The organism is Streptomyces sp. NPDC096205, assembly GCF_044763135.1.
In the GTDB taxonomy this organism is placed as follows: domain Bacteria; phylum Actinomycetota; class Actinomycetes; order Streptomycetales; family Streptomycetaceae; genus Streptomyces.
The window spans coordinates 111,849-136,888 of sequence record NZ_JBIWFS010000015.1; the positions used below are offsets into that span (position 1 = coordinate 111,849).

A 25,040-nucleotide genomic window follows, 5' to 3' on the forward strand; every position below is an offset into this window, starting at 1 on the left:
GGGGCGCTGGGCGGGGGTGGAGACCGGGTCGGTGGGCGTGCCGCCCGGGGGGGGGGGGGGGGGGGCGCGGGGGGGGGGGGGGGGGGCGCGGGGGGGGTGGGGGGGGGGGGGGGGGCTCGCCGCCCCCGCCCTACTCGAACCGGCTCCAGTCGCCCGCCCCCCGGCGTACGATCTCCGCCTCGCCGCCCGAGAAGTCGATCACCGTGGTCGGTTCGGTTCCGCATTCGCCGGAGTCGAGCACGCCGTCCACGGCGTGGTCGAGGCGGTCCTTGATCTCCCAGCCCTGGGTCAGGGGCTCGTCCTCGTCGGGCAGCAGCAGTGTGCTGGACAGCAGCGGCTCGCCGAGTTCGCTGAGCAGGGCCTGGGTGACGACATGGTCGGGGATGCGGACGCCGACGGTCTTCTTCTTCGGGTGCTGCATGGCGCGGGGCACCTCCTTCGTCGCCGGGAGGATGAAGGTGTAACTGCCCGGCGTCGAGGCCTTGATCGCCCGGAAGACGTCGTTGTCGACGCGGACGAACTGGCCGAGCTGGGCGAAGTCCTGGCACACGAGGGTGAAGTGGTGCCGGTCGTCCAGCCGGCGGATGGACCGGATGCGGTCGATGCCGTCACGGCTGCCCAGACGGCAGCCCAGGGCGTAGCAGGAGTCCGTCGGGTACGCGATCAACGCGCCGTCGCGGACGCTGTCGGCGACCTGGGTGATGGTGCGCGGCTGAGGGTTGTCGGGGTGCACGTCGTAGTACTTCGCCATTGCCCGAGCTTATGCCCGACGGGAGCGCGGACGGCGCATCTGCGCGAGGCTGAGAGAAGGCGGACGACAGGAACCCGTTCGAGTACGGCGCGGTCCGTCGGGAACCGGCTCCAGCAGGGCCGGACCCCACTCAGGCTCCGGCAGCGGCGCGTGCCACGATGATCGTCGGAGCGCGGCGCCGCCCCCGGGCCGGTGAGCCGCTCGCCGTCGACTGCGCAGGGAGGCGCCCGCCATGACCGCCGTAGAGACAACAGCGCTGGACATCGCCACCGAGGACGGTACCGCCGACGCGTTCCTCGTCCGCCCGGCCGACGGCGGGCCGTACCCCGGGGTGCTGATGTACATGGACGCGTTCGGGCCCCGGCCGCACCTGCTGTCGATGGCGGAGCGGCTGGCGGCGGCCGGGTACACGGTCCTGCTGCCGAACGTGTTCCACCGGCACGGCCGCGCCCCCGTGGTGCCGCTGCCGGAGTTCATCGACGCGGCCGCCGAGCACGCGCTGTTCGAGCATCTGGGCCCGATCCTGCGGAGCCTGACCCCGGATCAGGGCATGCGAGACGCGGAGGCGTACCTGCGCACGCTGGCCGAGTCCCCCGCGGTCGCGGACGGGCCCGTGGGCGTGACCGGTTACTGCATGGGCGCCCGGCTGTCCCTGCTGACGGCCGGCACGTTCCCGCGGCGGGTCGCGGCTGCGGCCGGGTTCCACGGCGGACGCCTCGCGGCCGATACGCCGGACAGCCCGCACCTGATCGCGGACCGGATCACCGCCGAGGTGTACTTCGGGCACGCCGACGCCGACCCCGTCATGCCCGCCGAGCAGATCCGGCGCCTGGAGGACGCCCTGACCGAGGCGGGCGTACGGCATCGCTGCGAGGTGTACGCGGGCGCCCCGCACGGCTTCACCCAGGCCGACTGCCACGCGTACGACGCTGAGGCGGACGCCCGGCACTGGGCGGCGCTGCTCGAACTTCTGGGGCGGAACCTGAAGTAGGGACGGCGGGGCACGGCGGCGATCCTGCCGGAGTCATTGACATGCTCGCGCCCTCACGCCACGCTGAGAGCGCTCTCACAGTGGTCCGGACCAACTTCCCCCCACCCGATCACGACGCACGGAGACGCAGCATGTTCGCAAGCCTCCGACGCCGCCTGCCCGTTCTGGGCGCGGCGGCGGCACTGCTCGGCACCCTCCTCACGGTCGGCGGACCGTCGACGGCGGACGCGGCGGTGCCCGACACGATCCCGCTGAAGCTCACCAACAACTCCGGACGGGGCGACGCCGTCCATGTGTACGTCCTGGGCACCTCTCTGACGACCGGTCAGCAGGGCTGGGCCGACGCGAGCGGCGCCTTCCATCCCTGGCCGGCCGGCGGCAACCCGCCGATACCCGCACCCGACGCGGCCATCCCGGGACCGGCCGCCGGCCAGTCCAGGACGATCAGAATCCCCAAGCTCTCGGGGCGGATCTATTTCTCCTACGGCCAGAAGCTGGTGTTCAAGCTGGCCACCGGCGGTTTGGTGCAGCCGGCCGTGCAGAACCCGACCGACCCGAACCGCAACCTCCTCTTCAACTGGTCGGAGTACACGCTCAACGACTCGGGGCTGTGGCTCAACAGCACGCAGGTGGACATGTTCTCCGCGCCGTATGCGGTCGGCGTGCAGCGTGCCGACGGCAGCGTGGCGAGCACCGGGCGGCTCAAGTCCGGCGGCTACACAGGGACGTTCGCCGCGCTGCGCGCCCAGCCGGGCGGCTGGGGCGGCCTGGTGCAGACCCGGTCCGACGGCACAGTGCTGCGCGCCCTGTCCCCCGCGTACGGCCTGGAGACGGGGGCGCTGCCCGCGAACGTCCTGGACGACTACATCAACCGGGTCTGGCAGAAGTACGCCACGACGACCCTCACGGTCACGCCGTTCGCCGACCAGCCGGGGACGAAGTACTACGGCCGGGTCTCGGGCGGCGTCATGAACTTCACCAACTCCTCCGGGGCCGTGGTCACCAGCTTCGGCAAGCCCGACGCGGCGAGCGTCTTCGGCTGCCACCGGCTGCTCGACGCACCCAACGACGCCGTACGCGGCCCGATCTCCCGCACCCTGTGCGCGGGCTTCAACCGCTCGACGCTGCTCACCAACGCCAACCAGCCGGACACCTCCGCGACCGGCTTCTACCGGGACGGCGTGACGAACCACTACGCGCGGATCATCCACGAGCGGATGGCGGACGGAAAGGCGTACGCGTTCGCGTTCGACGACGTCGGCCACCACGAGTCGCTGGTCCACGACGGCAACCCGCTCCAGGCCTACCTCACCCTCGACCCGCTGTCCTGACCCGGAGCGCCCCGCCGGTCTCGGCGACCCAGCACGCGGCGAGCAGGCCCGACCCCGCGGTGAGGACGGTCGCATCGAGACCGGCGGTGTCGGCGAGGACGCCCGCCACCAGGGCGCCGACCGCGTGACCGAGGTCGCGCCAGAAGCGGTACGTGCCGAGCGCGCCCGCCCGCCGGGCCGGGTGGGCGCGGTCGGAGACCGAGGTGATCAGCGCCGGGTGGACCCTCGCGGTGCCGAGACCGAGGGCGACGGCCGAGAGGACGCCGGCGGGCAGCGGCCGGTCCAGCAACGCCAGGGCGACGGCAGGCGACGTGGTCGTCCTGGACGTCCGTCCCGTGAGGAGTACCTAGCCGGCCACATCCCCGGCGCCCTCTCGTCGTCTACTGCCCGGGCTGACGGGGGGTTGGGGCGAGGGTGAGTGGGGGCGCTAGAGTCCGCCACCACAGCCGACGCGCCCGCACCCACACCTCACCTGCACGCCCCGACGCGCCGCATCAACGTCTGACAGATCCCCCAGGCCCCACCCACGCCGCCCTACAACACAGCACCCCCCAGGAGAACCACCCCGTGACGAGCACCACCCCCGACGCCGACTCCGCCATATCCCCGCACCCCGCGGCCCAGCGCCGCATCCTGACCGTGCTGGTCGCCTCGCAGATCCTCAGCGGGGCCGGGCTGGCCGCGGGCATCACCGTGGGCGCGTTGCTCGCGCAGGACATGCTGGGTTCGGCCGACCTCGCGGGGCTGCCCAGTGCCCTGTTCACGGCGGGGTCGGCGCTCGCCGCCGTAGGGGTGGGCCGGCTGTCGCATGCGCGAGGCCGTCGCCCTGGGCTCGCCGCCGGGTATCTCGTCGGGGCGGTCGGCAGTGCGGGGGTCATCGCCGCCGCGGTCGCGGACAGCGCCGTGCTGCTGTTCGTCGCCCTGTTCGTCTACGGCGCCGGTACGGCCACCAACCTCCAGGCGCGCTACGCCGGAGCGGACCTCGCCACCCCGGCGCACCGGGCCCGCGCGGTCTCGACCGTGCTGGTCGCCACCACTCTGGGTGGCGTCGTAGGGCCCAACCTGGCTGCGCCGACCGGGGAGTTCGCCGAGGCGCTCGGCATTCCCGCCCTGGCAGGGCCGTTCCTCCTGGCCGGTGCCAGCTATGCGCTGGCCGCTGTCGTGCTGGCCGTCCGGCTGCGGCCCGATCCCCTGCTGCTCGCCCGCAGCCTCGACGCGGCGAAGGCCACCGGCAGCGACATGGCGGCCAACTCGACCAGCCCCACAAGCGCGCCGACCGCGACCCCCTCTCCCGGTCTCATGCCCGGCGCCCTCACCATGATCCTCACCCAGCTCGTGATGGTGGCGATCATGACGATGACCCCGGTCCATATGCACGACCACGGACACGGCACCGCCGCCTCCGGCTTCGTCATCGCCCTCCATGTCGGCGCGATGTACCTGCCGTCGCCGCTGACCGGCTGGCTGGTCGACCGCCACGGCCGGATGAAGCTCGCGGCCGCCTCGGGTGTCACCCTGCTGGCCGCCGGGGTCCTCGCGGCAGCCGCGCCCGACGACTCCGTCGCCCTCCTCGCGCTCGCGCTGGTGCTCCTCGGGCTGGGCTGGAACTTCGGCCTGGTCTCGGGGACGGCGATGATCACCGACGCCCTGCCCCTGGCCACGCGCGCCAAGACGCAGGGCATGGTGGACGTCTCCATCGCGATCGCCGGCGCCACCGGCGGCCTCACCTCCGGTGTCCTCTTCTCCGCCGCCGGCTACCCGGTCCTCGCCCTCACCGGCGGCGTCCTCGCCCTGGCGATCCTCCCCCTGATCGCCGTGACTGCGAGCGGCCGCTGGTGAACGAATCCGCCCGACGCGGCACAAGTGCCCCAGCACAGGAGACCAACTGGAGCCCACCCGGCTCCCGTTGACCTGATCACCGTTGTTACGGTGCACACGTGTCCGAATCCTCACGCGATACCGCCACAGGCGCCGGCTGGGGCCCCGCCGAACAGGGCGAGTACAAGCGGCTGATGCCGCCCAGGCCGAAGAAGCTCTTCTGGCTGGACCCCCGCACCATGTGGGGCGCCCGCAACGGCGTGCTCGCCTCCCTGTTCGGCGACCCCACGGGCCGCACCCGCGCCCGCTGGACGGCCCAGCGCACGGCGGCCGGGGCCCCGGCGGACCGGGTGATCCGGCGCGACGACCCGGACAGCTTCTCGTTCCTGGTGATCGGCGACACGGGCGAGGGCCACGAGCCGCAGTACGCCGTCGTACCAGGGCTGCTGCAGGTGGGTCAGGACACGCGGTTCGCGGTGCTCGCCAGTGACGTCATCTATCCGGTCGGCGCCACGGACGACTACGACACCAAGTTCTTCCGCCCGTACCAGGACTACCGGGCGCCCGTGTACGCGATACCGGGCAACCACGACTGGTACGAGGACCTCACCGGCTTCATGCGCGTCTTCTGCGACGACGCCCCACCACTCCCCGCCGAGCCCGCGCCCCGCCCCCTAACCCGGGCCTGGCTGCGCTCCCTGCTCTGGCACCGCCCCAGCCCGGCCGACGAGCAACGCCTCGCCGCCGCACGGAAGTTGCGCCCCGACACCGTCCAACAGGCCGTCCAGCCGGGCCCGTACTGGGCGATCGACGCCGGGCCGATACGGATCGTCGGCATCGACACCGGGCTGCTGGGCACACTCGACGCCGAACAGGGCGCGTGGCTGCGGGAGGTGTCCCGCGATCCGCGCCCGAAGATCCTCATCACCGGACGGCCGCTGTACGTGGACGGCGAGCACCACCCCTGCCCGATCGAGGGCGGCGGGACGGTCGACGACATCGTCCGCGACCCGGCCCACCGCTATGTCGCGGCGATAGGCGGCGACATCCACAACTACCAGCGCTATCCGGTGAAGGTGGACGGCCGCACCATCCAGTACGTCGTCTCGGGCGGCGGCGGGGCCTTCATGCACGCCACGCACACCATCCCGCGCGTCTCGGTGGGCGGCGTCACCGAGCGGGAGTTCCGCTGCTACCCGCTGCGCGGCGACTCGCTCGCCTTCTACAGCGCGCTCTACGGCCGCCGCCTGCGGCTGCCCCGCTTCTTCACGCTCACCGACGCCGAGGCCACCGCGGTCGTCGCCGAACGTCTGGACATCACCCCGGCCCGGGCCCCGCACCCGACGGCCCGTATCACCCGCCGCGTCCGGCTGGTCGCGTCCCTCCTGGGCACGGGCCGCCGCCCGGACAAGGGCACCCGCTTCCGCCTCCCGGTGCGCAAGGCGTACACGGACCTGCTCTCCCCGGGTTCGGCGACGTACAGCCCGCCCTTCTTCAAGAGCTTCCTGCGCCTGGACGTCTCCCCGGACGAGATACGCGTGCGCTGCTACGCCGCGACGGGCAACCGCGCCCAGGAGGCGGACCCGCCGGTGGAGGACGAGGTGACGATCCCGCTGAAGTGAGCGGGGTCGGCCGGCAAGGTCGGCGCGGCGGACCTGGCCTCCGCGTCCGTCTCCCCCAGCCGCTGCAGGCGTCTGCCCCGGTGACATGGTCCGCCCCTGGCCTGCTGCAGAAAATCACTTGTCCGCACCGGTCGGTCGTGGAACAGTGTGCCGCGTTCTGCGACCTGGCAGGCATCTTCACGGTGAGGAACGAAGCCAATGTTCTCGGCGTCCCCCAGTGGCCGCCGTCGGCGCTGAGCGCTCGCTCCACAGCAGCAGCCTCAGCCCGCCACGCTGTTCCCTACGGCGGCCCCACGACGCGGTGCCTGGCGCACCGCCACTCTCCCGTGCCCCGAACTCCTCGAGTTCGCGGGCGGTTCCCCCTGAGATTTCGTGAGGTCAACACCCACTATGGACATCCAGGTCCAGAAGTTTGCCGTCGCCAACCTCCGCCGCCGCCCCGTGGTCATCGAGACCGGCGGTTTCGTGGCGGGCCTCAGCCCCGACACCGACAACCCGTACCTCAATTACGCGACTCCGCTGCCCGGCGCCGAGCCGACCGGACAGGACGTCGCGGCGTTGATCGGGATCTTCCGGGAGCGTGGCCTGCTGCCCCGGCTGGAGTTCGCACCGCAGGCCGCGCCGGCGGTGGCACCGGCCCTGCGGGCGGCGGGCTTCGGCATCGAGGCCGTGCACGAATACCTCCTCTGCACTCCCCGCACGCTGACGGTCCCTCAGCCCGGCGACGCCCTGCGCGTGGAGACCCCGGCCACCGACGAGGAGTACGCCGCGCTCGATGCCGCACTTGCCGAGGCCTTCGGCAGCGACTTCCCCGCTTCCGCAGAAGGTGCGGCCCGCCTGCGTCGCACCCAACAGCAGGGCGGAGCAGTGCGCTTCGTCCGTGACCCGCAGGGCGGCTGCGCCGGCGGCGCGTCGTGCTCCCCGCCGGCCGAAGACACCGCAGAGCTGTCCGGAGTCGGCACCCGCCCCGCCCACCGTGGCCGCGGCATCGCCACCGCGGTCACCGCCGCACTGACCGAAGCGATGTTCGCCCGCGGAGCCGGTTCGGTCTGGCTGGAGTACTCCGGAGAAGGCTCCCGCCGCGCCTACGAACGCGCCGGCTACCGCCCCCAAGGCACCCGCCTCTACGTCTCCTTGCCCCCGACGCAGCAACGCTGACGCCACCGAGCCGATGGCCCGGCCGCGGACAGTCGCTCACACCACGAACTCGCGAATCGCCACGTTCCGGAAGACCGCCTTCCCCTCGATCGTGAACAACGCCACCCCGGTGTCGATCAGATACGGAAACACCTCCGACGTATGCACATACCGCCCGTCGTCCACGAACATCTCCACCGACGTACGGTCGACCAGAATGCGCAGCCGCACCCGCCGCGCCCCCGCGTCGAACGGGCTGTGGCTCTCCTGCCAGCGGCCGGACGCGTCGGGGTTGACCGTGCCCCGGCGGTTGAGGAAGGCGAAGTCGCGGTAGACGCCGGCGTCGATGTGACGGGTGCCGTCGGGCGAGCGGCGGAGCTGGAGGCCGGCGCCGAGGAGTTGGTCCCAGGTGATCTCGCAGCTGACCTCGTAGGCCCGGCCGCGGTAGTCGAGGAGGTGCTGCCCATCGACCTCGATGTCGCCGAGGTTCAGTGTGCGTGAGACATGGGCGTCGAGGCCGGCGACGGGCCTCGACGCCAGGTAGTAGCCGCCGGTCCCCGCCCGCTTCAGCGTGACCTCGCGGACGATCGAGTCCGTCCCGTTGAACCCGTCCGTGTCGATGGTCGGCGTGATGTTGGCGTAGTCCCAGTTGTTCAGCCAGCCGATGGCATGGCGCGCCCGGGGGTCGAGCGCCCCGGCCGCGGTCCGCTTCTCGAAGGTGACCGCGCCGTACCAGTCCCAGCCGTGGTCCAGCCACTGCGGATCGGGCGCGTCGGCGGTGAAGTTCGAGCCGTCGAAGGTGCCCGTCCAGTAGGCGTAGGTGTTGGGCAGCCCGGCCCCCTTGCCGTTGGCGCTCGCGCCCAGCACCCACTTGGTGACCCCGTCCTGCGCCGTGATGCGGAACAGGTCGGGGCACTCCAGCACCCCCAGGCCCTCCTTGACGAAACCGCCGGCGTACGTCCAGGCGCGCAGGTTCGCCGAGTGGTAGAAGCCGATCTTGTTGTTCTCCGCCAGGGCCATCACCCAGCGGCCGCGCTCCTCGTCGCGGACGACCTTCGGGTCGCGGAAGTCGCGCACGCCCGGGTTGGGCAGCACCGGGGACGTGCCGGAGTTCACGAACGTACGGCCGCCGTCGGTGGAGTAGTACAGGTACTGGGCCTGCGAGTTCGCTCCCTCGACCGGCTCCATGGTCACCAGGACCACCACCGCCCCCGCGCCGAACCCGGCCGTGCCGCGCTCGTCCACCACCGCCGAGCCGGACCACACATCGCCGTTCGGTGTGGTGTCCTTCGGCACCGCGATGCCCCGGTCCGTGAACGCCACCAGGTCCTTGCTGGTCACCAGCCGCCAGGCCGTGCCGGCCAGGGTGCCGCCGGTGAAATAGTCCGGGTTGTACAGGTAGTAGTACGCGTACTCGCCGTTGATCCAGATCGGCCGCTGGGGGTCGTTCTTCCACTGGTCCGGCACCGTGAAGTGGTACTCCGCCCGGTAACTCGCGCAGGCCGCGGCGGACTCCTTCGACCCTCCGGCGGCCGGCTCCGCCCCGGCGGACCCGGTCGGCAGCAGCGCCACCGCACCCCCCGCCACAGACCCCGCAAAGAGGGCTCTTCTCGACATTCCCGGCATCACACATCGTTCCCTTCATCGGGACGGCGGCTCATGTGAGACCAGGACTGTAGACCTAACCCGTTAAAGGTCAAGTGGTTCACGACTCTTGACAGGGCTGTAACCCGCTTCACATCATCGTCGGCATCAGATCTCGCTAACACGAGTTAGGCCCCGCTCGATGACCGACTCGCAACCCACCCGCCGCACACTGCTGCGGTACGGCGCCTACGGCGCGGGTGCCGCCGCGCTGGCGGGCACCGCCGCAAGCTGGGACCGGCTGACCGCGGCCGACATCCCCGGCCGGGACGACGGCGCCCTCGTCGTCGCCACCCTCGGCTCCGCCTTCGACCAGACCGCGGTCGGCCACCTGAGCGAGGGCTTCCGCAGACTCCACCCGGACATCCAGCTCCGGGTCAACGCCGTGCAGGCCGTCGACTGGTCGGACTTCTTCGCGAAGATCCTCACCCAGATCGCCGCGGGCACCGCCCCCGACCTCGTCTACGTCGCCACCGAAGGCGTCCAGCTCTTCGCGCAGCGCCTCGGTGTCGCCCTCGACCACTGGGTCAGGCGGGACGCCGACGAGCTGCGCGAGTACTTCGCCGACGTCCACCCCTCGCTGGTGGAGTCGATGATGTACGAGGGCAGCCTCTACCAGCTGCCCGTGGAGTTCAACGCGGCCGACATCTACCTGAACAAGCAGGTCCTCCGCCGGGCGGACGCCGACTTCCCCCCGCCGGACTGGACCCGTGACGACTTCACCGCCCTGCTGCGCCGGATGAAGCGGGCCAGCGACTCCCACTTCACCCCGTACTTCTGGACCAACCGGCTGTGGGGCGGCGTCGTGCCCTGGCTGTTCGCCAACGACACCAACCTGCTCGCCGAGTCCAAGGCGCCCGGCGGGGACTGGCTGTGGAACACCTTCTACTCCGCCGAGCAGCGCCACGGCCGGGGCGGCGGCTTCCGCTGGACCACCCCGCAGGCCACCGACGACCGCGTCGAGGAGGCGTACGAGTACCTCGCCTCGCTCGTCAGTGACGGCCTGTGCTCGCGCCCCGAGGGCGGCAACGGCAACAACCTGGTCGGCGTCTTCTCCACCGGCCGCGTCGGCGTCACCCCGGCCGGCGGTTTCTGGGCGGGCGGCCTGCACCTGGCGGGCATGCAGCCGGACGGCTACGACGTGCAGTACTTCCCGCGCTGGCGCACCCAGCGCATGCAGTACGGCGCCGCCGGCTACGCCCTGCTGCGCACCTCGAAGAAGCAGGACGAGGCGTGGGAGTTCATCAAGTACGCCGCCCGCACCGACACCCTGACCCGGCTGTTCCGCACCAACCAGACCACCCCCGCCCGGCGCTCGATGCTGAACGGCGCCCGCTACGCCGAGACCGGCCCGAACCGCTGGCAGGTCTTCTACGACACCCTCGACAGGTTCCCCGACACCGGGCCGATCCCCGCGCCGCCGCAGGTCGCCGAGGTGGAGCAGGTGCTGCTGAAGCACACCGGCAGCGCGCTCGCCTCACCGCGCTCGGTGCGCCCGGCGCTGCGCCGGCTCCAGGGCGACCTGGAGAAGGCCATGGAGCGTGACGCATGACGCACACCACCCAGATCCCCGCGGCGCCCGTGAAGGCCGCCCCGGCTCCCGTCATGGTCAAGCCCTCGGCGCGGGACCGCGGCACCAAGCTCCTCGCCGCCCTGTTCCTGGCCCCGACCGTCCTCGGCATCGTCGTCTTCACGGTCGTACCGATCGTCGGCTCGGTCGTCCTGAGCCTGTTCCACTGGAACGTCATCGACCCGCCGCGCTTCGCCGGTGCCGACAACTACCAGGAGGTCTTCGGCGACGAGACCGTGCTGATCTCCTTCGGCAACACCCTGCTCTTCATGGTCCTGGCGGTGGCGCTGCAACTGCTGATCGCGCTGGTGCTGGCGCTGGCGGTGAACGGGCGGATGCCGGTGTGGCTGCGCTCGGTGTTCCGCTCGGCGTTCTTCTTCCCGCTGGTGCTGTCGGCGGCGTCGATCTCGGTGGTGATGAAGTACCTGTTCAACCAGGACTTCGGCGTCGTGAACTGGCTGATCGGCCTGGTCGGCATCGACCCGGTGCCGTGGCTGACGTCGGAGAGCGGCGCGATGGCCGCGGTGATCCTGGTCTATGTCTGGCAGCAGTTCGGCTTCTCGTTCCTGCTGTTCGTGGGCGGCCTGAACAACATCCCGAAGGAAGTCCACGAGGCCTCCGCCCTCGACGGCGCGACCGGCCTGCGCAAGCACCTGTCGATCACCCTGCCGCTGCTCTCCCCGACGCTGCTGGTGGCGTCGGTGGTCGGCATCATCAACGCGCTCCAGGTCTTCGAGCAGCCGTACGTCCTCACCAACGGCGGTCCCGGCGACGCCACGCGCACGGTCGTGATGGTGATCTACGAGAACGCCTTCGAACAGCTGCGGTTCGGTCAGGCCTCCGCGGTGGGCGTGCTGCTGTTCCTGCTGATCATGGCGATCACCGCCCTCCAGTTCCGGCTCAGCCGGCGTTTCGTCCACTACCAGTGAGCCGGGAAGTCCCATGAGCCAAGCGACTTACTCCCTCAGCCGTGTGCGCCACTCCTTCGCGCCCTGGGCGCGGATCGCCACGCTGGCCGTCTGCGCGCTGCTGACCCTCGGCCCGGTCGTCTGGACGGTCTCCACCTCGCTGCGCACCCCGGCCGAGTCCTTCGACCTGCCGCCGAGGATCATCCCGGCCTCGCCGACGGCGGAGGCGTACCGCGGGGTGTTCGACCAGATCGACGTCTGGTTGCTGGCGCTGAACTCGACGCTGGTGACGGCGCTGATCGCGGTCGGCCAGATGATCACCGCCGGGCTCGCCGGGTACGCCTTCGCACGGCTGGAATTCCGGTTCAAGAAGCCGCTGTTCGGCCTGGTCCTGGCGACGATGATGGTGCCGTTGCAGGTGACGATCGTGCCGGTGTTCCTGGTGCTGAAGTCGATGAGCCTGACCGACACCCTGCTCGGTCTGATCATCCCGGCTTTCCCCACCGCGTTCGGCACGTTCCTGATGCGCCAGTACTTCCTCGGCATGCCCAAGGACCTCGGCGAGGCGGCGATGCTGGACGGGGCCGGGCCCTGGCGGATCTTCCGCTCGGTGTACGCGCCGCTGGCCGCGCCCGGACTCGCGATCGTCGGCGTGCTGGCCTTCAACTACCACTGGAACGAGTTCTTCCGCCCGTTGATCCTGGAGACCTCCAGCCAGAACTACACCCTTCCGCTGGGGCTGGTCTCCCTCCAGGGCAACCTCGGCACCGGCTCCATCTCCGTGGTGCTCGCCGGTGTCGTCCTCTCGATGATCCCCGCCGTCGCCGTGTTCGTCGTCGGCCAGCGCCCTCTCCGCGAGGGCATCACCTCCGCAGGAGTCAACCGTTGAAGCACGACCCCGACGCCCCGCGCTTTAGGGTCCGCCCGCCCGCCGCCTGGATGAACGACCCCAACGGTCCCTTCCGCTGGCGCGGCCGCCACCACCTGTTCTACCAGCACAACCCCGACGCCCCGGTCCACGCGAACGTCCACTGGGGCCACGCCTCCAGCACCGACCTCGCCCACTGGGAGCACCACCCCATCGCGCTCGCCCCGACCCCGGACAGCCCGGACGAGGCGGGCTGCTGGTCGGGCTGCGTGGTGGACGACGACGGCGTGCCGACCGCCGTCTACACCGGCATCGACCGCACCCACGCCGGCCTCGGCGCCCTCTGCCTGGCCCGCGCGGCCGACCCGGACGACGAGACGCTCACCGAGTGGCACACGCTGCCGGAGCCGGTGGTGTCCGGCCCGCCGGCCGGCCTCGATGTGGTGATGTTCCGCGATCCGTTCGTCTTCCGCTTCGAGGGCCGCCGCTGGGCGCTCGTCGGCGCCGGCCACGCCGACGGCACGCCCTCGGTGCTCCTGTACGACTGTCAGGACCTGGCCGACTGGCGGTTCGCGGGCGTGCTCCTCGACGGCAACGACCCGCGCGCGCTGGACGCGTTCGGCGACAAGGCGGTCGGCTGGGAGTGCCCGCAGCTCGCGGCGACACCGGGCGGGGAGTGGGTGCTCGTGCTGTCCCTGTGGGACGGGGACCCGCACTCCACGGGCTACCTGACGGGCAGTCTGATCCCTTCCCGCGAGGGCGGGTTGCGCTTCGAGGCGCGTGCGGGCGGGCGCCTCGACCAGGGCCGGGACTTCTACGCCCCGGCCGTCCTCCAGGAGGAGGACCGGGCCCTGCTGTGGGGCTGGTCGTGGGAGTCGCGCGGGGAGGCCGAGGTGCTGGACGCGGGCTGGGCGGGCGTCCTGACCGCGCCGCGGGTCGTCGACGTCCGGGCCGACGGCACCCTGAGCGTCGTACCGGCGCCGGAACTGCAACTGCTGCGCGCGGCGGAGCCGTTCGTGACCGCGCCCGGCCCCGCGGGGCTGCCGGACGCCTATGACCTGACGGTGACGGCCGGTTCACCGACGACGGTGGCGCTGCTGCGGGCCGCCTCCGGTGCGGAGGTCGCCCTGCGGCTGGACCCGGCCGACGGCACGCTCACGCTGGACCGGTCCGCGTGGCCGCGCGTGGGCCGGGAGGGGTCCGCTCCGGTGGTCGCGCGGATACCGGCCGGCGAGGAGATGACCGTACGGGTCCTGGTGGACGGTTCGCTGTACGAGGTGTTCGCGGGCGACCACGCGATGATCACCGAGCGGGTGTACCGGCGGCCGGGCGACGTCCCGGAGCTGTCCGTGACGGGCGCCGGGGCGACGGTCACCGGCTGGGAGCTGGTGCCGTAGAGGTAAGGCGGAGGAGGGGCCGTCCCGGGGTTCGGGGCGGCCCTTCAGCGTGTCGGGGCCGGGCCCACGGAGGCGCGGGGGACCACCGGGCAGGCCAGGCGGCGCACGGTGGCGGGCGGCGTGCGGCCGGTGGCGATGGCGTCCAGGAGCAGGCGCGCCGCCGCCTCGCCCATCGCCCGGTGGGGCAGGGCGACCGTGGTCAGCGCGGGGGTGAGGAACGCGGCCATGTGCTCCTGGTCGTCGTAGCCGACGACCGACAGGTCGCCCGGTACGTCGAGGCCGAGCCGGGCCGCGGCGTGCAGGACGCCCGCGGCGACCCGGTCGTTGTAGCAGAAGACGCCGGTGGGGCGGTCCTGCGGCGCGACGCCGTCGAACAGCCGCAGCCCGCCCTCGTGGCCGCCGGAGATCTCGCCGCCGGTGCGTATCACCCACTCCTTGGGCACGGTGATGCCCTCCGCGCGCAGGGCGTCCCGGAAGCCGCGCAGCCGCTCCACCGACGCGATGTCGTCCATCCCCCCGACCAGTGCGACCCTGCGGTGCCCCTGCTCAAGGAGCAGCCGGGCCGCGGTACGGCCGCCCGCGCGTTCGGCGGGGACGACGGCGGGCAGCGAGTCGTCCTCGGGCAGGCAGTTGGCGAGCACGGAGTGGGTGCGGTGCAGTCCCTCGGGGACCCGCACGCTGCGCAGGGACATCGCCGCGTAGATGATGCCGTCCACCCGCCGGTCGAGGAGTTCGGCGACGGCCGCGTCCTCCTTGGCCGGGTCGCCGCCGGAGTCGACGGTGAGGACGAGATGCTCGTCGGCCCAGGCCGTCTCCATGGCGCCGCGCAGCAGTCGCCCGGCGAACGGCGAGGACGCGATCTCGTCGGTGACCAGACCGATCACGGCCGTACGACGGCGGCGCAGGCCGCGGGCGACGGGGTCGGGGCGGTAGCCGAGCTGGGCGGCGGCCTGGCGGATGCGTTCCTGGGTGGCGGGCGAGAGGTTGCCCTCGGCGCGGCCGTTGAACACGAAGGAGACCGCCGTGTGGGACACCCCGGCGAGCCGGGCCACGTCCCGTGACGTGGGGCGTGCCTGTCCCGTGGTCTGCTTCTCCTCGGCGCTTGCCATGCCGTCCGCCGTCCTCGTCCCCGCCCGTCCGGTTGATCGTCCTCACCCTATCCGTGACGCTGGTCGAGGGGTACGGCACAGGTCGCCCGGGTACCCGGCGCGCGGACGGAGGCTTTCCGGTGGCTGACGAGAACCGGCTGCGGGAGTACCGCGGCAAGCGCGACTTCTCCCGGACCGCGGAGCCCGAGGGGCGGGGCGCGGCGCAGGGCGACGAGCCGCACTTCGTCGTGCAGATCCATGACGCGAGCACGATGCACTTCGACTTCCGGCTCCAGGTCGACGACGTGCTGAAGTCCTGGTCGGTGCCGAAGGGCCCGTCCGCCGACCCGCACGACAAGCGGCTGGCGATGCCGACGGAGGATCACCCGCTGGACTACGAGGAGTTCGAGGGTGTCATCCCGGCGGGCGAGTACGGCGGCGGCACGGTGATCGTCTGGGACCACGGCACCTACGAGCCGCTCAGCCACGACCGGCGCGGCCGGCCCGTCGACTTCGCCGAGTCCCTGGAGCGCGGGCACGCCACCTTCCGGCTCAAGGGCGCCAAACTGCACGGCGAGTACGCACTGACCCGGTTCCGCAGCGGGGACGACGGCGAGCGCGAGGCGTGGCTGCTGGTGAAGGCGGCGAAGGGCCCGAAGGGCCAGGGCGCGCCCGACCCGCGCCGGGCGCGCTCGGCGCGGACGGGGCGGACGCTGGGACAGGTCGAGGCGGAGGGCTGAGGCTCAGCGCAGATGCCGGGCGAAGAACGCCAGTGTCACGTCCATCGAGTCGTCCCACCGCGGCCCGAACGTGTGCCCCTCACCGGGCCAGGTCCGCAACTGCACGTCCTTGCCCGCCGCCTCGAACGCGGCCGCCGTCTCCTTCGACCAGCGCGGCGGGCATACGACGTCGGCGGTGCCGTGATGGATCAGCAGGGGCTCGGTGACCCGGTCGACGTACGTCACCGGCGAGGCCGCCCGCCAGAACGCCGGGTTCTCCTCGGGACTGCCGTGCTTCGCCTCGGTCTCGGCGACCAGCGGGTCTCCCGCGCCGCGCCCGAAGCGCTCGAGGTTCTCCTGCGGGCGTGAGCTGACCGGCGCGAACACCACCGCCGCGTCGACCAGTCCGGGCGCCACGACGAGCACGTTGTAGACGACCCCGCCGCCCATGGACCGGCCCAGCAGGCCGATCCGGTCGCCGTCGATCTCCGGGCGGCCGGAGCCGCGCAGCGCCAGCACGGCGCCGATGACGTCCTCGGTGTAACGGATCCGCAGATCGACGTCGTTGTCGGGGTCGCGGTCGGAGCCGGCGTGGTTGCGGTAGTCGGTGTGCAGGACGACGTACCCCTCACGGGCCAGCCGGTCCTGCTCCCGGGCCAGGCCCCGGCCGCTGGTGTAGACGGCCGGGTCGATGTAGCCGTGCGCCAGCACCAGCGCGGGGAACGGGCCCTTGCCGTGCGGGACGTTCATGATCCCGGAGATCGTCAGGCCGTTCGCGCGGTAGGTGACGGCGTAGCGCGTGTAGGCGTCGGTGCGGGCCAGGACCGTACGGGTGCGCAGGTCGGTTCCCCGGTGGTCGCGGGCAACGAGGCCCGGGATGGAGACGGGGTCGAGCGGGGAGGCGGTGGGCGAAGGGCTCGGGGGCCCTGTGCGGGTCGGGCTGAGGGTGGGTGCGGGAGTGGAGGTGGGCTCGGCGGCGCCGTCGCCGTCGCTGCCGGTGCAGCCTGCGAGGGCCGCCAGCACCAGACAGACGGTCACCGTGGCCTTGCTCCGCAGCAGCCGCATGAGGCCAGTATCCCGGATGTGCGCGATCCGGCCCGAAGATGCCCGCCGTGCGCCTATGTTCGGCTGCGTCCCTTGCTCGGCGTGTCCCCGACAGGTTCAGGAGGCCCCCGTATGCCCCGTCGCCGCACCGCGCTCCGCCTCGCCACCTCCGCACTGCTCACCGCGGCCACCGTCCTCGCCGGAGGAGCGGCCGAGGCGACCCCGCCGGGCCCCGGCGTGACCGGGCGGGTCATCGCGCAGACCACCGTCGGGAACACCGACTACATCCTGCGCGAGGTGACCGTACCGCCGGGCCAGGCGACCGGCTGGCACTTCCACGACGGGCCGCTGTACGGGTATGTCAAGGAGGGCACCCTCAGCCACTTCGACTCCACCTGCGCCTCGGACGGCGTCTACCGGCAGGGCACGACCATCCAGGAGCCGGCCGAGTACGTCCACATCGGCCGGAACCTGGGGGACACGACGCTCGTCCTGGAGGTGCTGTACGTCCTCCCGCACGGGGCGCCCTTCTCCCGGGACGCGGCCAACCCCGGCTGTCCCTTCGAGTAGACGCCGGTCAACCGCGCAGCACGGCGAGGGCGCGGTCGGCGTGGGTGTTCATGCGCAGTTCGCTGCGGACGACCTCAAGGACCTTGCCGTCACGCCCTATGACGAAGGTGACGCGCTTGGTGGGGGCGAGGGTGAACCCGCGCCTGACGCCGAAGCGATCGCGGATCGACCCGTCGGTGTCGGACAGCAGCGGCATGCCGAGGGTGTGCCGCCCGGCGAACTCCGCCTGCCGCTCCACGCTGTCGCCGCTGATCCCCACCGGCGTCGCACCGACGGCGGCGAACTCGGCGGCCAGGTCCCGGAAGTGGCAGGCCTCCGCGGTGCATCCCGGGGTGAGGGCGGCCGGGTAGAAGAACAGCACCACCGGGCCGTCCACCAGCAGCTCCGACAGCTTGCGCACGGCGCCCGTCTCGTCCGGCAGTGCGAAGTCCTCGACGATGTCGCCGACTTGGGGGTGCGCGCCCATGCTTCCTCCTCCGGTGGCCTGCCGCGCAACATTACTCGACGGTATTACCAGCGGTCACGGACCCCCGGCGTGTGGCCGAACGCCCGCCGGAAGACGTCGATGAAGGCGCTCGCGGAGGACCATCCGCAGCGGTGCGCCACCGCGGTCACCGGGGTGTCCTCGGCGAGCATGCGCAGGGCGTGGTAGAGCCGCGACTGGGTGCGCCACTGCGGGAAGGTCATGCCGAGTTCGCGGCGGAAGAGCCGGCTGAGGGTGCGCTCGGAGGCTCCGGTCGCGGCACCGAGTTCGGCGAGGGTGCGCCGGTCCGCCGGGTCGGCGTGGACCAGGTCGCACACGGCGGCCAGCCGCGCGTCCCGCGGGGTGGGCAGCCGCAGCGGGTCCTGCGGCGAGGCGCGCAGCCGGTCGCGCAGAACGGCGAGCAGCCGACGGCGCTCGGGGGTGTCGTCGGGGGGTTCGCGGGTGTACGCCACGATGAGCTCGCGCAGCAGCGGGCCGACGGCGAGGACGGTGGGGGCGTCCAGGCCGAGCGGGTTGTCCTCGGCGGGCAGGCCCACGAGGTGCAGGTCGAGGTGCCCGTGGGCGCGGTGGGCGTGCACGGTGCCCGCCGGGATCCACAGGGCGCGCGTGCCGGGCGCGAACCAGGTCCCGGCATCGGTGGTCACGGCCAGCACGCCGGAGCCCGCGTAGACGATCTGGTGCTCGTCGTGCCGATGGGCGTCGATACGCACCCCGGCGGCCAGCCGCTGGGCGCGGGTGGGCGCCTCGGGGGTGTGGCGGATGTTCGGCACAGTCAGGCAGATTATCGGAAGTGCGCCATGCGGCGGGGCCGCGACGATCGCGGTGTGCTGCAGAAATCTCCCTCCCCTTCCCCCTCCCGTCGTCCCTTGGTGCTGATGGCGACGGGGCACGCGTGCGTCGACGTCTACCAGGGCGCGGTCGCCGCCCTGGTGCCGTACTTCGTCGCCGAGCGCGCCTACTCCTACGCGGCCGCCTCCGGTGTCGTCCTGGCCGCGTCCCTGCTGTCGTCCGTCGTGCAACCGCTGTTCGGGGTGCTCACCGACCGGTGGGCCCTGCCGTGGCTGCTGCCGCTGAGCGCGCTGGCGGCGGGGGCCGGGGTGGGGCTGAGCGGGGTCGGCGCCGGTTATGCGGCGACCCTCGCGGCTGTCGCCCTGTCGGGGATCGGCGTCGCCGCCTACCACCCCGAGGCCGCCCGGGTGGCGCGGCAGGCCGCGCGGGGCGGCCAGGCGGGTATGGGCTGGTTCGCCCTGGGCGGCAACCTCGGCTTCGCCCTCGCCCCGCTGCTGGTGTCGGCCGTCGTGGCGACCGGCGGCCTGCGCGCCTCCCCCCTGCTGGTGGTGCCCGCCCTGGTGGGCGCGGTGCTGTGTGCGGCGGCGGTACGCGCGCTGCGCCTCCCGGCGCCGGCCGCGCGGGACGCGCAGGTGTCCGGCCGCGACGACTGGCCGTCGTTCCTGCGGCTGTCGGGGGCGGTGGTGTGCCGCTCGATCGTGTTCGTCGGCCTGAGCGCCTTCGTCTCGCTGTACGTCCGCGAGCGCACCGGAGGCGGCGAACTCGCCGGTACGGCCGCGCTGTTCGTGCTCTACGCGGGCGGGGCCGTCGGCACGGTGGCCGGCGCGCGCCTCGCCGACCGGTACGGCCGGGTGCCCGTGCTGCGCCGGTCCTACGCCCTGACGACCGTCGCCGTGGCCGGACTGCTCCTGGTCCCGGGACCGGCGGTGTACGCCTGCGTCGCCCTGGTCTCGGCCGGCCTGTACGTGCCCTTCGCCCTGCACGTCACTATCGGCCAGGACTGCCTGCCCCGACGCGTCGGCACCGCCAGCGGCGTGACCCTGGGCCTGACGGTCAGCATCGGCGGCCTCGCCGCCCCCGCCCTGGGCGCGCTCGCCGACACGACCTCGCTCCGCACCGCCCTGCTCCCCCTCGTGGTCCTGCCGGCGGTGGCGTGGCTGCTGGTACGCCGACTGGGCGAGCCTGGGGGTGCGTGAGGGGCCAGGCCGCGCCCCATCAGGCGCGGCACCCCGGTCCCGCTCCCCCACAACAACGCCCGTTCAGGGGAAACCCACCCCCCAGGCGTATGCCCACCCCACGCCGCGTCGACATCTCAAGCCGTGACCCTGCCGCTGATCGCCCCCATGCTCGCCACGCCCGGCACGCTGCCGTCCGCCGCGCAGGACATGCGCTGGGCGTACGAGACCAAGCAGGACGGACAGCGGGCGGTGATCTACCTCCCCGGGGACGGGAGCCTGATCCTGCGGGCCCGTTCGGGTGAGGAGATCACCGCCGCCTACCCGGAGCTGCGGCCGCTGGGCTCCGCGTTGGGCGGCACGGCCGCGGTGCTGGACGGCGAGGTGCTGGCGCTGGACGAGCGGGGCCGGTCGGACTTCCAGATGCTGCAGGCGCGGATGGGCCTCGCCCATGCCCCGGCTCGCGCGGCGCGCAAGGCGGCCGCGGCCCCGGTGCACCTCGCCCTGTTCGACGTGATGCACCTCCAGGACCGCTCCCTGCTGCGCCTGCCCTACCGGCGCCGCCGCGCCCTGCTGGAGGAGCTGGCGCTCCAGGGCCCGTACTGGTCGACCCCGAGGGCGCTGGTCGGCCACGGCGAGGAGGCGCTGCGGGCGACCCGCGAGCACGGCCTGGAGGGTCTGGTGTGCAAGCGGCTGGACTCGCTGTACGAGCCGGGCGTGCGGTCCCGGAACTGGATCAAGATCCGCAACATGACCGGTGTGGACGTGATCATCGGCGGCTGGCTGCCCGGCAAGGGTCGGCTCACCGGTCTGCCGGGCGCCGTCCTGGTCGGCCAGCGCGCGGCGGGCCGGCTGCGCTATGTCGGCGGGGTCGGCACGGGCTGGAGCGAGGCCGAGCGCGAGCAGCTGGCCGGGCTGCTGCGCGCCGACGCCACCGACGCCTGCCCCTTCGACCCCGTCCCGCGGACGCCGGGCGCCCACTGGGTGCGGCCCCGTCTGGTCGGCGAGGTCCGTTACAGCACCCGCACCCGCTCGGGCATGCTGCGCCAGCCGTCGTGGCTGCGGCTGCGGCCCGATCTCACGCCGGAGGAGTCCTCGGCCGACGTGCCCGACGATCTCGTATGACATGACGTGTTGGACTGTCTTTCACCACCGTGACGCCTGCGACCCCTTGGCGCGCCCGGGAATCGGCGGCATTCTGAACTGCCTTTCCCCCCACGGCCGTTGAAGGAGGACGTAGTGTCGTCATCGAGGTTCACCCGGCACCGCGGAAGATGGCTCGCCGGACTGGCCGGGGCCGCCGCCCTCGTCATCGCATTCCCCGGCACCGCCCTGGCCGCGCCGCCGCAGGCACTGCCCGCGAACGCCGATGGGCTGGAGCAGACGTTCCAGCCCGCCTACGACTACGACACCGACGGCTGCTACTCCACCCCGGCCATCGGCCCCGACGGCACCGTCAACAGCGGTCTGAACCCGACCGGTGCCCTCAACGGCCAGTGCCGCGACTCCTGGGACCTGGACAACACCAACGGCTACGCCCGCTACAAGTGCAACAACGGCTGGTGCGGCATCCTGTACGCCCTGTACTTCGAGAAGGACCAGGCCCTCGCCGGCACCAGCATCGGCGGGCACCGCCACGACTGGGAGCATGTCGCGGTGTGGGTGCAGGACAATCAGGTGAAGTACGTCTCGACGTCCAACCACGGCTCGTTCACCGTGCACGCGGCCTCGCAGATCCGCTTCGACGGCACCCACGCGAAGATCGTCTACCACAAGGACGGCATCAGCACCCACTGCTTCCGGGCCGCCAACTCCAATGACGAGCCGCCGGAGAACCACGAGCACACCTGGCAGTACCCGCCGCTGGTCGGCTGGAACGGCTACCCGGCCGGCATCCGCGACAAGCTCGTCTCCTACGACTTCGGCAGCGCCCACTTCGGCCTGAAGGACGGCAGTTTCGCCTCCCACCTGGCCTCGGCGAAGCCGTCGGGCATTCCGTTCGACCCGTACGCCTGAGCCGTACGGCCTAGGGCCTGTCTTCCGGATCAGGTCGGCTGAAAGGGACTGCGCTTCTCGGCCGGGTCGAGCGGGGTCTGGTGCGTGCAGCTGCAAGGCGGAGGAGGGCGGCGACGCGGAGCGTCGGCAACCGACGACAACGCCGCAGATGTGCGTGCCAGGCCCCGCGACGCCGGCATGATCCGGAAGACAGGCCCTAGGGCTCGGGTCCGCGTCCTTCTCGGTCGCCGGCCCGAGCCGCCGCGGACCGGGGCCGCCTAGCATCGCCGCCATGAGTGCCCACGACACGAGCGGACGGCTCGACGAAGCCTTCGAACGCCTCCACACCTCCGGTCCCGAGTTCCGGGGCTGGCTCAGCAACCACGCCCCCATGGTGGTCGAGGCACTGGCCGCACACGGGCAGGCCGGGGCCGTGCACCGCTGGCTGGACCTGTACAGCGACCGGCTGGAGGAGTTCCCGGCGCCGACGGAACGCGTCACCGACGCCAACTGGAAGCAGGCGCTGGGCGATCCGCGCCGGGCCGCCGACTGGATCGCCTACTTCTCCCGCGCCCTGGACGACCGTCCGTGGCGGGACGTGCTCGCCGAGTGGTGGCCGCGGCTGCTGCCCGGCCTGTACGCCGCCGCCACCCACGGGGTCATCCGGGCCGGTCACGCCGTACGGGCCCTGGAGGCCGAGGAGAACGCGCCGCGCCGCGCCGAACTCGCCCAGGCGCTCGGCTACTGGGCGGCCCGCCACCTTCCCGTGTCCGGCCTGCGGACGCTGCCCGGCGCCGCGAGCGCCGCACAGAGCCTGGACCTCGTGCCCGGCATCGACCCGCCCGAGGGCGGCTATCTGACCCGGCTGGCCGCCGTACGCCGGCTGCCGCTGTGGGCGGACGAGGTGAGCGATGCGGACACGGCGAAGGAGCGGCTCACCGAGCTGGTCCGGGCGGCCACCCACCGCTACGCGACCCATGGCCACGGCGAGGAGACGATGCTCGTGCACGCGGCCACCGCGCCCAACGCCGTGCTGCGCACGCTGGATTCGCTGCCGCGCGAGCTGTGGGCGCCGAGCCTGCACGCGGCGTGGACCGCGTCGGCGGCCGTCACCGCGATGTACGCCACCGCGCCGCCGGTCGACTACGCCCCGCCCTCCCGGCTCACCGCGCAGGAAGTCGTCGAACGCGCCCTCGCGCACGGCGACGAGCACGTCATCAAGCTCACCGACACCGCCCTCGACGTCGGTGACGACCGGGCACTGGCCGCGGCGCAGCGCGCGATCGAGCTGAGCCGGCCGCTGGTCTGAGCGCATGTTGTCCCCAGGGCATACGTCCGTCAGGTGCTGGACGGTACGGGGCCGCTCGCGCGGCGGCCGGTCGCGCGGGGCGCCGACACACTGGAGGGCGACGTGAGGTGAGCGCCTGCGTGGTCCGGCGCGCGGGCACTATCGTGTGCGCATGTCCGTACCCGAAATGATCCGGATCGTCTCCCGTGACTCGCCCATGGCGCTGGCTCAGGTGGAGCGGGTCCGTGCCGAGTTGGCCGCGCTGTACCCCGAAGTCCGCACCACGGTCGTGCCGGTGAAGACCACCGGCGACAAGTGGCTGGGCGATCTGTCGAAGGTCGAGGGCAAGGGGGCGTTCACCAAGGAGGTGGACGCGGCGCTGCTGGCCGGTGAGGCCGACCTCGCGGTGCACTGCGTCAAGGACGTGCCCGCCGACCGGCCGCTGCCCGCGGGGACGGTGTTCGCCGCGTTCCTCAAGCGCGACGACATCCGTGACGCCCTGGTCCACCCGGGCGGGCTGACCCTGGACGAGTTGCGGGCCGGCACCCGGATCGGCACCTCGTCGGTGCGCCGGATCGCCCAACTGGCCGCCACGCACCCGGAGTTGGAGTGCGTGCCGTTCCGCGGCAACGCCAACCGGCGGCTGGAGAAGCTCGCGGCGGGTGAGGCGGACGCGCTGCTGCTCGCGGTGTCCGGGCTGGAGCGGATCGAACGCCGGGACGTGATCAGCGAGGTGCTCTCGCCGGAGACGATGATGCCGCCGATCGGCGCGGGCATCCTCGCCCTGCAGTGCCGGGAGGACGACGCCGACCTGATCGACGCGGTGAGCGCCCTCGGTGATCCGGCCACGCATCGCGAGGCCACCGCCGAGCGGATGTTCCTGCATGTGCTCCAGGGGCACTGCAACAGCCCCATCGCGGGCTACGCGCAGGTCGACCGCACCGGCGAACTCTCCCTGCGGGCCTGTGTGTTCACCCCGGACGGCAAGACGCGGCTGAACGCCCACGAGTGGGCGGGCCGGCTGGACCCGGCCACCCTCGGGACCTCCGTCGCGGTGGCGCTGCTGCGGCAGGGCGCGCGCGAGATCATCGACGGCATCCCGCACTGAGGACCGTAAGGGGGCACCGCCGCACGCCTCAGGCGGTGCCCTCTTCGGCCTGGTCGCGCAGGAAGGTGCTCACCTGGTGGGCGACGCCGCAGCCGGGGCCGGTGTGCGTGCCGTGGCTCTCGTGCAGGCCGATGCCGCCGGCCCACAGGTGGCGCCCGGTCCACTCCTCGTCCACCCGCAGCTGGATCTGCACGTCGACCTGGGCGAGCGCGGCCTCGGGCCCGGCCGCGTAGAGCACGGCGGTCGCCCGGCGCAGCGGGTAGACGTCGAAGCCCTCGACGAACTGGGAGTTGCGCCAGTCGAGGAAGGCGCTCTCGCCGTCGGGGCCGATGCGCACGTCGATCTGGCCGTCCTCCAGGTGGATGCCGTAGGTGCGCTCGCCGCGGTTCTCGACGGTCACGCGGACGCTGAAGTACGTCAGCCCCTCGGCGGCGTCGTCGCGTCCGCGCGGCGGCTCGGACTGCTCAAGACGGTGGACGCGGACGCGCAGACCGGCATGCTCGTCGTACTCCTGCCAGTCCCCGACCACGTTCGGCTCGCACACAATGCACCTCTCGACTCCCCAGAGGTGCTTCCTATCCGTGGGCCGATCGCACTGTCAAATGAGCGCAATGCGCGGTGGCCAGGGGCTTCCGGGCGTTGATCGGCGATCAAGCGCTGCCCAGGCAGAACGCTCCCGCCCCCGCCGGGGATGCCACCGGCGGCGTGCTGCACATCACGTTCCCCGCCTTTCCCGGACGCCG

24 protein-coding genes are annotated in these 25,040 nt (G+C 72.6%); 16 read left to right on the forward strand and 8 right to left on the reverse strand.

The window, feature by feature from the left end; translation table 11 throughout:
- Window positions 1–130 precede the first annotated feature (130 nt).
- Entirely contained in the window at window positions 131–751 is a 621-nt protein-coding gene (locus tag ACIQ6Y_RS39110) for an L-threonylcarbamoyladenylate synthase (protein ID WP_404047627.1), read from the reverse strand.
- Window positions 752–983: 232 nt separating this feature from the next.
- Between ACIQ6Y_RS39110 and ACIQ6Y_RS39115 the strand changes: the two genes are divergently transcribed.
- The gene (locus ACIQ6Y_RS39115; protein ID WP_404047630.1) at window positions 984–1,742 is read left to right on the forward strand and encodes a dienelactone hydrolase family protein; all 759 of its coding nucleotides are present in this window, start codon (window positions 984–986) and stop codon (window positions 1,740–1,742) included.
- Between the two features lie 131 nt (window positions 1,743–1,873).
- A complete protein-coding gene (locus ACIQ6Y_RS39120) occupies window positions 1,874–3,073 on the forward strand; it encodes a glycoside hydrolase family 64 protein (protein WP_404047633.1) in 1,200 nt (399 codons plus the stop codon).
- On the opposite strand, the gene ACIQ6Y_RS39125 is transcribed toward ACIQ6Y_RS39120, so the two are convergent.
- Complete coding sequence (locus ACIQ6Y_RS39125; RefSeq protein ID WP_404047636.1) at window positions 3,051–3,362, reverse strand: hypothetical protein; 312 nt, start codon at window positions 3,360–3,362, stop codon at window positions 3,051–3,053. The two genes, ACIQ6Y_RS39120 and ACIQ6Y_RS39125, sit on opposite strands and share 23 nt — an antisense overlap.
- 278 nt (window positions 3,363–3,640) lie before the next feature.
- Between ACIQ6Y_RS39125 and ACIQ6Y_RS39130 the strand changes: the two genes are divergently transcribed.
- The 3 genes from ACIQ6Y_RS39130 to ACIQ6Y_RS39140 all read left to right on the forward strand — a co-directional run bounded on the left by ACIQ6Y_RS39130 (window position 3,641) and on the right by ACIQ6Y_RS39140 (window position 7,671).
- On the forward strand, window positions 3,641–4,912 hold the full coding sequence (locus ACIQ6Y_RS39130; protein WP_404047638.1) for an MFS transporter: 1,272 nt from the start codon (window positions 3,641–3,643) through the stop codon (window positions 4,910–4,912).
- Between the two features lie 98 nt (window positions 4,913–5,010).
- Window positions 5,011–6,513 carry a metallophosphoesterase family protein gene (locus ACIQ6Y_RS39135; RefSeq protein WP_404047641.1) on the forward strand — a complete coding sequence of 501 codons (1,503 nt, stop codon included), beginning with the start codon at window positions 5,011–5,013 and terminating at the stop codon, window positions 6,511–6,513.
- A gap of 390 nt (window positions 6,514–6,903) precedes the next feature.
- Window positions 6,904–7,671 carry a GNAT family N-acetyltransferase gene (locus tag ACIQ6Y_RS39140; protein WP_404047644.1) on the forward strand — a complete coding sequence of 256 codons (768 nt, stop codon included), beginning with the start codon at window positions 6,904–6,906 and terminating at the stop codon, window positions 7,669–7,671.
- Window positions 7,672–7,707: 36 nt separating this feature from the next.
- On the opposite strand, the gene ACIQ6Y_RS39145 is transcribed toward ACIQ6Y_RS39140, so the two are convergent.
- Window positions 7,708–9,276 (reverse strand): glycoside hydrolase family 32 protein, encoded by a 1,569-nt coding sequence (locus ACIQ6Y_RS39145; protein WP_404047647.1) that lies wholly within the window; start codon window positions 9,274–9,276, stop codon window positions 7,708–7,710.
- Between the two features lie 160 nt (window positions 9,277–9,436).
- Here ACIQ6Y_RS39145 and ACIQ6Y_RS39150 point away from each other — a divergent pair, with 160 nt between their 5' ends.
- From ACIQ6Y_RS39150 to ACIQ6Y_RS39165, 4 genes are read left to right on the forward strand one after another with little or no spacing between them, the layout of a single operon-like run.
- Window positions 9,437–10,846 carry an extracellular solute-binding protein gene (locus ACIQ6Y_RS39150; protein WP_404047650.1) on the forward strand — a complete coding sequence of 470 codons (1,410 nt, stop codon included), beginning with the start codon at window positions 9,437–9,439 and terminating at the stop codon, window positions 10,844–10,846.
- Entirely contained in the window at window positions 10,843–11,793 is a 951-nt protein-coding gene (locus ACIQ6Y_RS39155; RefSeq protein WP_404047653.1) for a carbohydrate ABC transporter permease, read from the forward strand. The genes ACIQ6Y_RS39150 and ACIQ6Y_RS39155 overlap by 4 nt, the downstream gene beginning before the upstream one ends.
- A gap of 13 nt (window positions 11,794–11,806) precedes the next feature.
- The gene (locus ACIQ6Y_RS39160) at window positions 11,807–12,661 is read left to right on the forward strand and encodes a carbohydrate ABC transporter permease (RefSeq protein ID WP_404047656.1); all 855 of its coding nucleotides are present in this window, start codon (window positions 11,807–11,809) and stop codon (window positions 12,659–12,661) included.
- Between the two features lie 50 nt (window positions 12,662–12,711).
- Complete coding sequence (locus ACIQ6Y_RS39165) at window positions 12,712–14,037, forward strand: glycoside hydrolase family 32 protein (RefSeq protein WP_404047741.1); 1,326 nt, start codon at window positions 12,712–12,714, stop codon at window positions 14,035–14,037.
- Window positions 14,038–14,081: 44 nt separating this feature from the next.
- Here ACIQ6Y_RS39165 and ACIQ6Y_RS39170 read toward each other — a convergent pair whose 3' ends face one another.
- Window positions 14,082–15,146, reverse strand: coding sequence for a LacI family DNA-binding transcriptional regulator (locus ACIQ6Y_RS39170; RefSeq protein ID WP_404047659.1), 1,065 nt, complete (start codon window positions 15,144–15,146; stop codon window positions 14,082–14,084).
- Between the two features lie 119 nt (window positions 15,147–15,265).
- Between ACIQ6Y_RS39170 and ACIQ6Y_RS39175 the strand changes: the two genes are divergently transcribed.
- Window positions 15,266–15,865 carry a DNA polymerase ligase N-terminal domain-containing protein gene (locus ACIQ6Y_RS39175; protein ID WP_404047662.1) on the forward strand — a complete coding sequence of 200 codons (600 nt, stop codon included), beginning with the start codon at window positions 15,266–15,268 and terminating at the stop codon, window positions 15,863–15,865.
- A gap of 3 nt (window positions 15,866–15,868) precedes the next feature.
- Here the strand turns inward: ACIQ6Y_RS39175 and ACIQ6Y_RS39180 are convergent, their stop codons facing one another.
- Window positions 15,869–16,909 (reverse strand): alpha/beta hydrolase family protein, encoded by a 1,041-nt coding sequence (locus ACIQ6Y_RS39180; RefSeq protein WP_404047665.1) that lies wholly within the window; start codon window positions 16,907–16,909, stop codon window positions 15,869–15,871.
- Window positions 16,910–17,020: 111 nt separating this feature from the next.
- Between ACIQ6Y_RS39180 and ACIQ6Y_RS39185 the strand changes: the two genes are divergently transcribed.
- Window positions 17,021–17,458: a cupin domain-containing protein gene (locus ACIQ6Y_RS39185; RefSeq protein WP_404047668.1), complete on the forward strand. Its 438-nt coding sequence runs from the start codon at window positions 17,021–17,023 to the stop codon at window positions 17,456–17,458.
- A gap of 7 nt (window positions 17,459–17,465) precedes the next feature.
- Here the strand turns inward: ACIQ6Y_RS39185 and ACIQ6Y_RS39190 are convergent, their stop codons facing one another.
- Window positions 17,466–17,924, reverse strand: coding sequence for a peroxiredoxin (locus tag ACIQ6Y_RS39190; RefSeq protein ID WP_404047671.1), 459 nt, complete (start codon window positions 17,922–17,924; stop codon window positions 17,466–17,468).
- Window positions 17,925–17,968: 44 nt separating this feature from the next.
- A complete protein-coding gene (locus ACIQ6Y_RS39195; protein ID WP_404047674.1) occupies window positions 17,969–18,712 on the reverse strand; it encodes an AraC family transcriptional regulator in 744 nt (247 codons plus the stop codon).
- Between the two features lie 105 nt (window positions 18,713–18,817).
- Here ACIQ6Y_RS39195 and ACIQ6Y_RS39200 point away from each other — a divergent pair, with 105 nt between their 5' ends.
- From ACIQ6Y_RS39200 to hemC, 5 genes are all read left to right on the forward strand, one after another.
- Window positions 18,818–19,927, forward strand: coding sequence for an MFS transporter (locus ACIQ6Y_RS39200; RefSeq protein WP_404047677.1), 1,110 nt, complete (start codon window positions 18,818–18,820; stop codon window positions 19,925–19,927).
- A gap of 123 nt (window positions 19,928–20,050) precedes the next feature.
- A complete protein-coding gene (locus tag ACIQ6Y_RS39205; protein WP_404047680.1) occupies window positions 20,051–21,031 on the forward strand; it encodes an ATP-dependent DNA ligase in 981 nt (326 codons plus the stop codon).
- Between the two features lie 114 nt (window positions 21,032–21,145).
- Window positions 21,146–21,922 carry an NPP1 family protein gene (locus tag ACIQ6Y_RS39210; RefSeq protein WP_404047683.1) on the forward strand — a complete coding sequence of 259 codons (777 nt, stop codon included), beginning with the start codon at window positions 21,146–21,148 and terminating at the stop codon, window positions 21,920–21,922.
- 271 nt (window positions 21,923–22,193) lie between these two features.
- Entirely contained in the window at window positions 22,194–23,210 is a 1,017-nt protein-coding gene (locus ACIQ6Y_RS39215; protein WP_404047686.1) for a questin oxidase family protein, read from the forward strand.
- 145 nt (window positions 23,211–23,355) lie between these two features.
- On the forward strand, window positions 23,356–24,297 hold the full coding sequence (gene hemC / locus ACIQ6Y_RS39220; protein ID WP_404047689.1) for a hydroxymethylbilane synthase: 942 nt from the start codon (window positions 23,356–23,358) through the stop codon (window positions 24,295–24,297).
- A gap of 28 nt (window positions 24,298–24,325) precedes the next feature.
- On the opposite strand, the gene ACIQ6Y_RS39225 is transcribed toward hemC, so the two are convergent.
- Window positions 24,326–24,841, reverse strand: coding sequence for a hypothetical protein (locus ACIQ6Y_RS39225; protein ID WP_404047692.1), 516 nt, complete (start codon window positions 24,839–24,841; stop codon window positions 24,326–24,328).
- Between the last annotated feature and the right edge of the window lie 199 nt (window positions 24,842–25,040).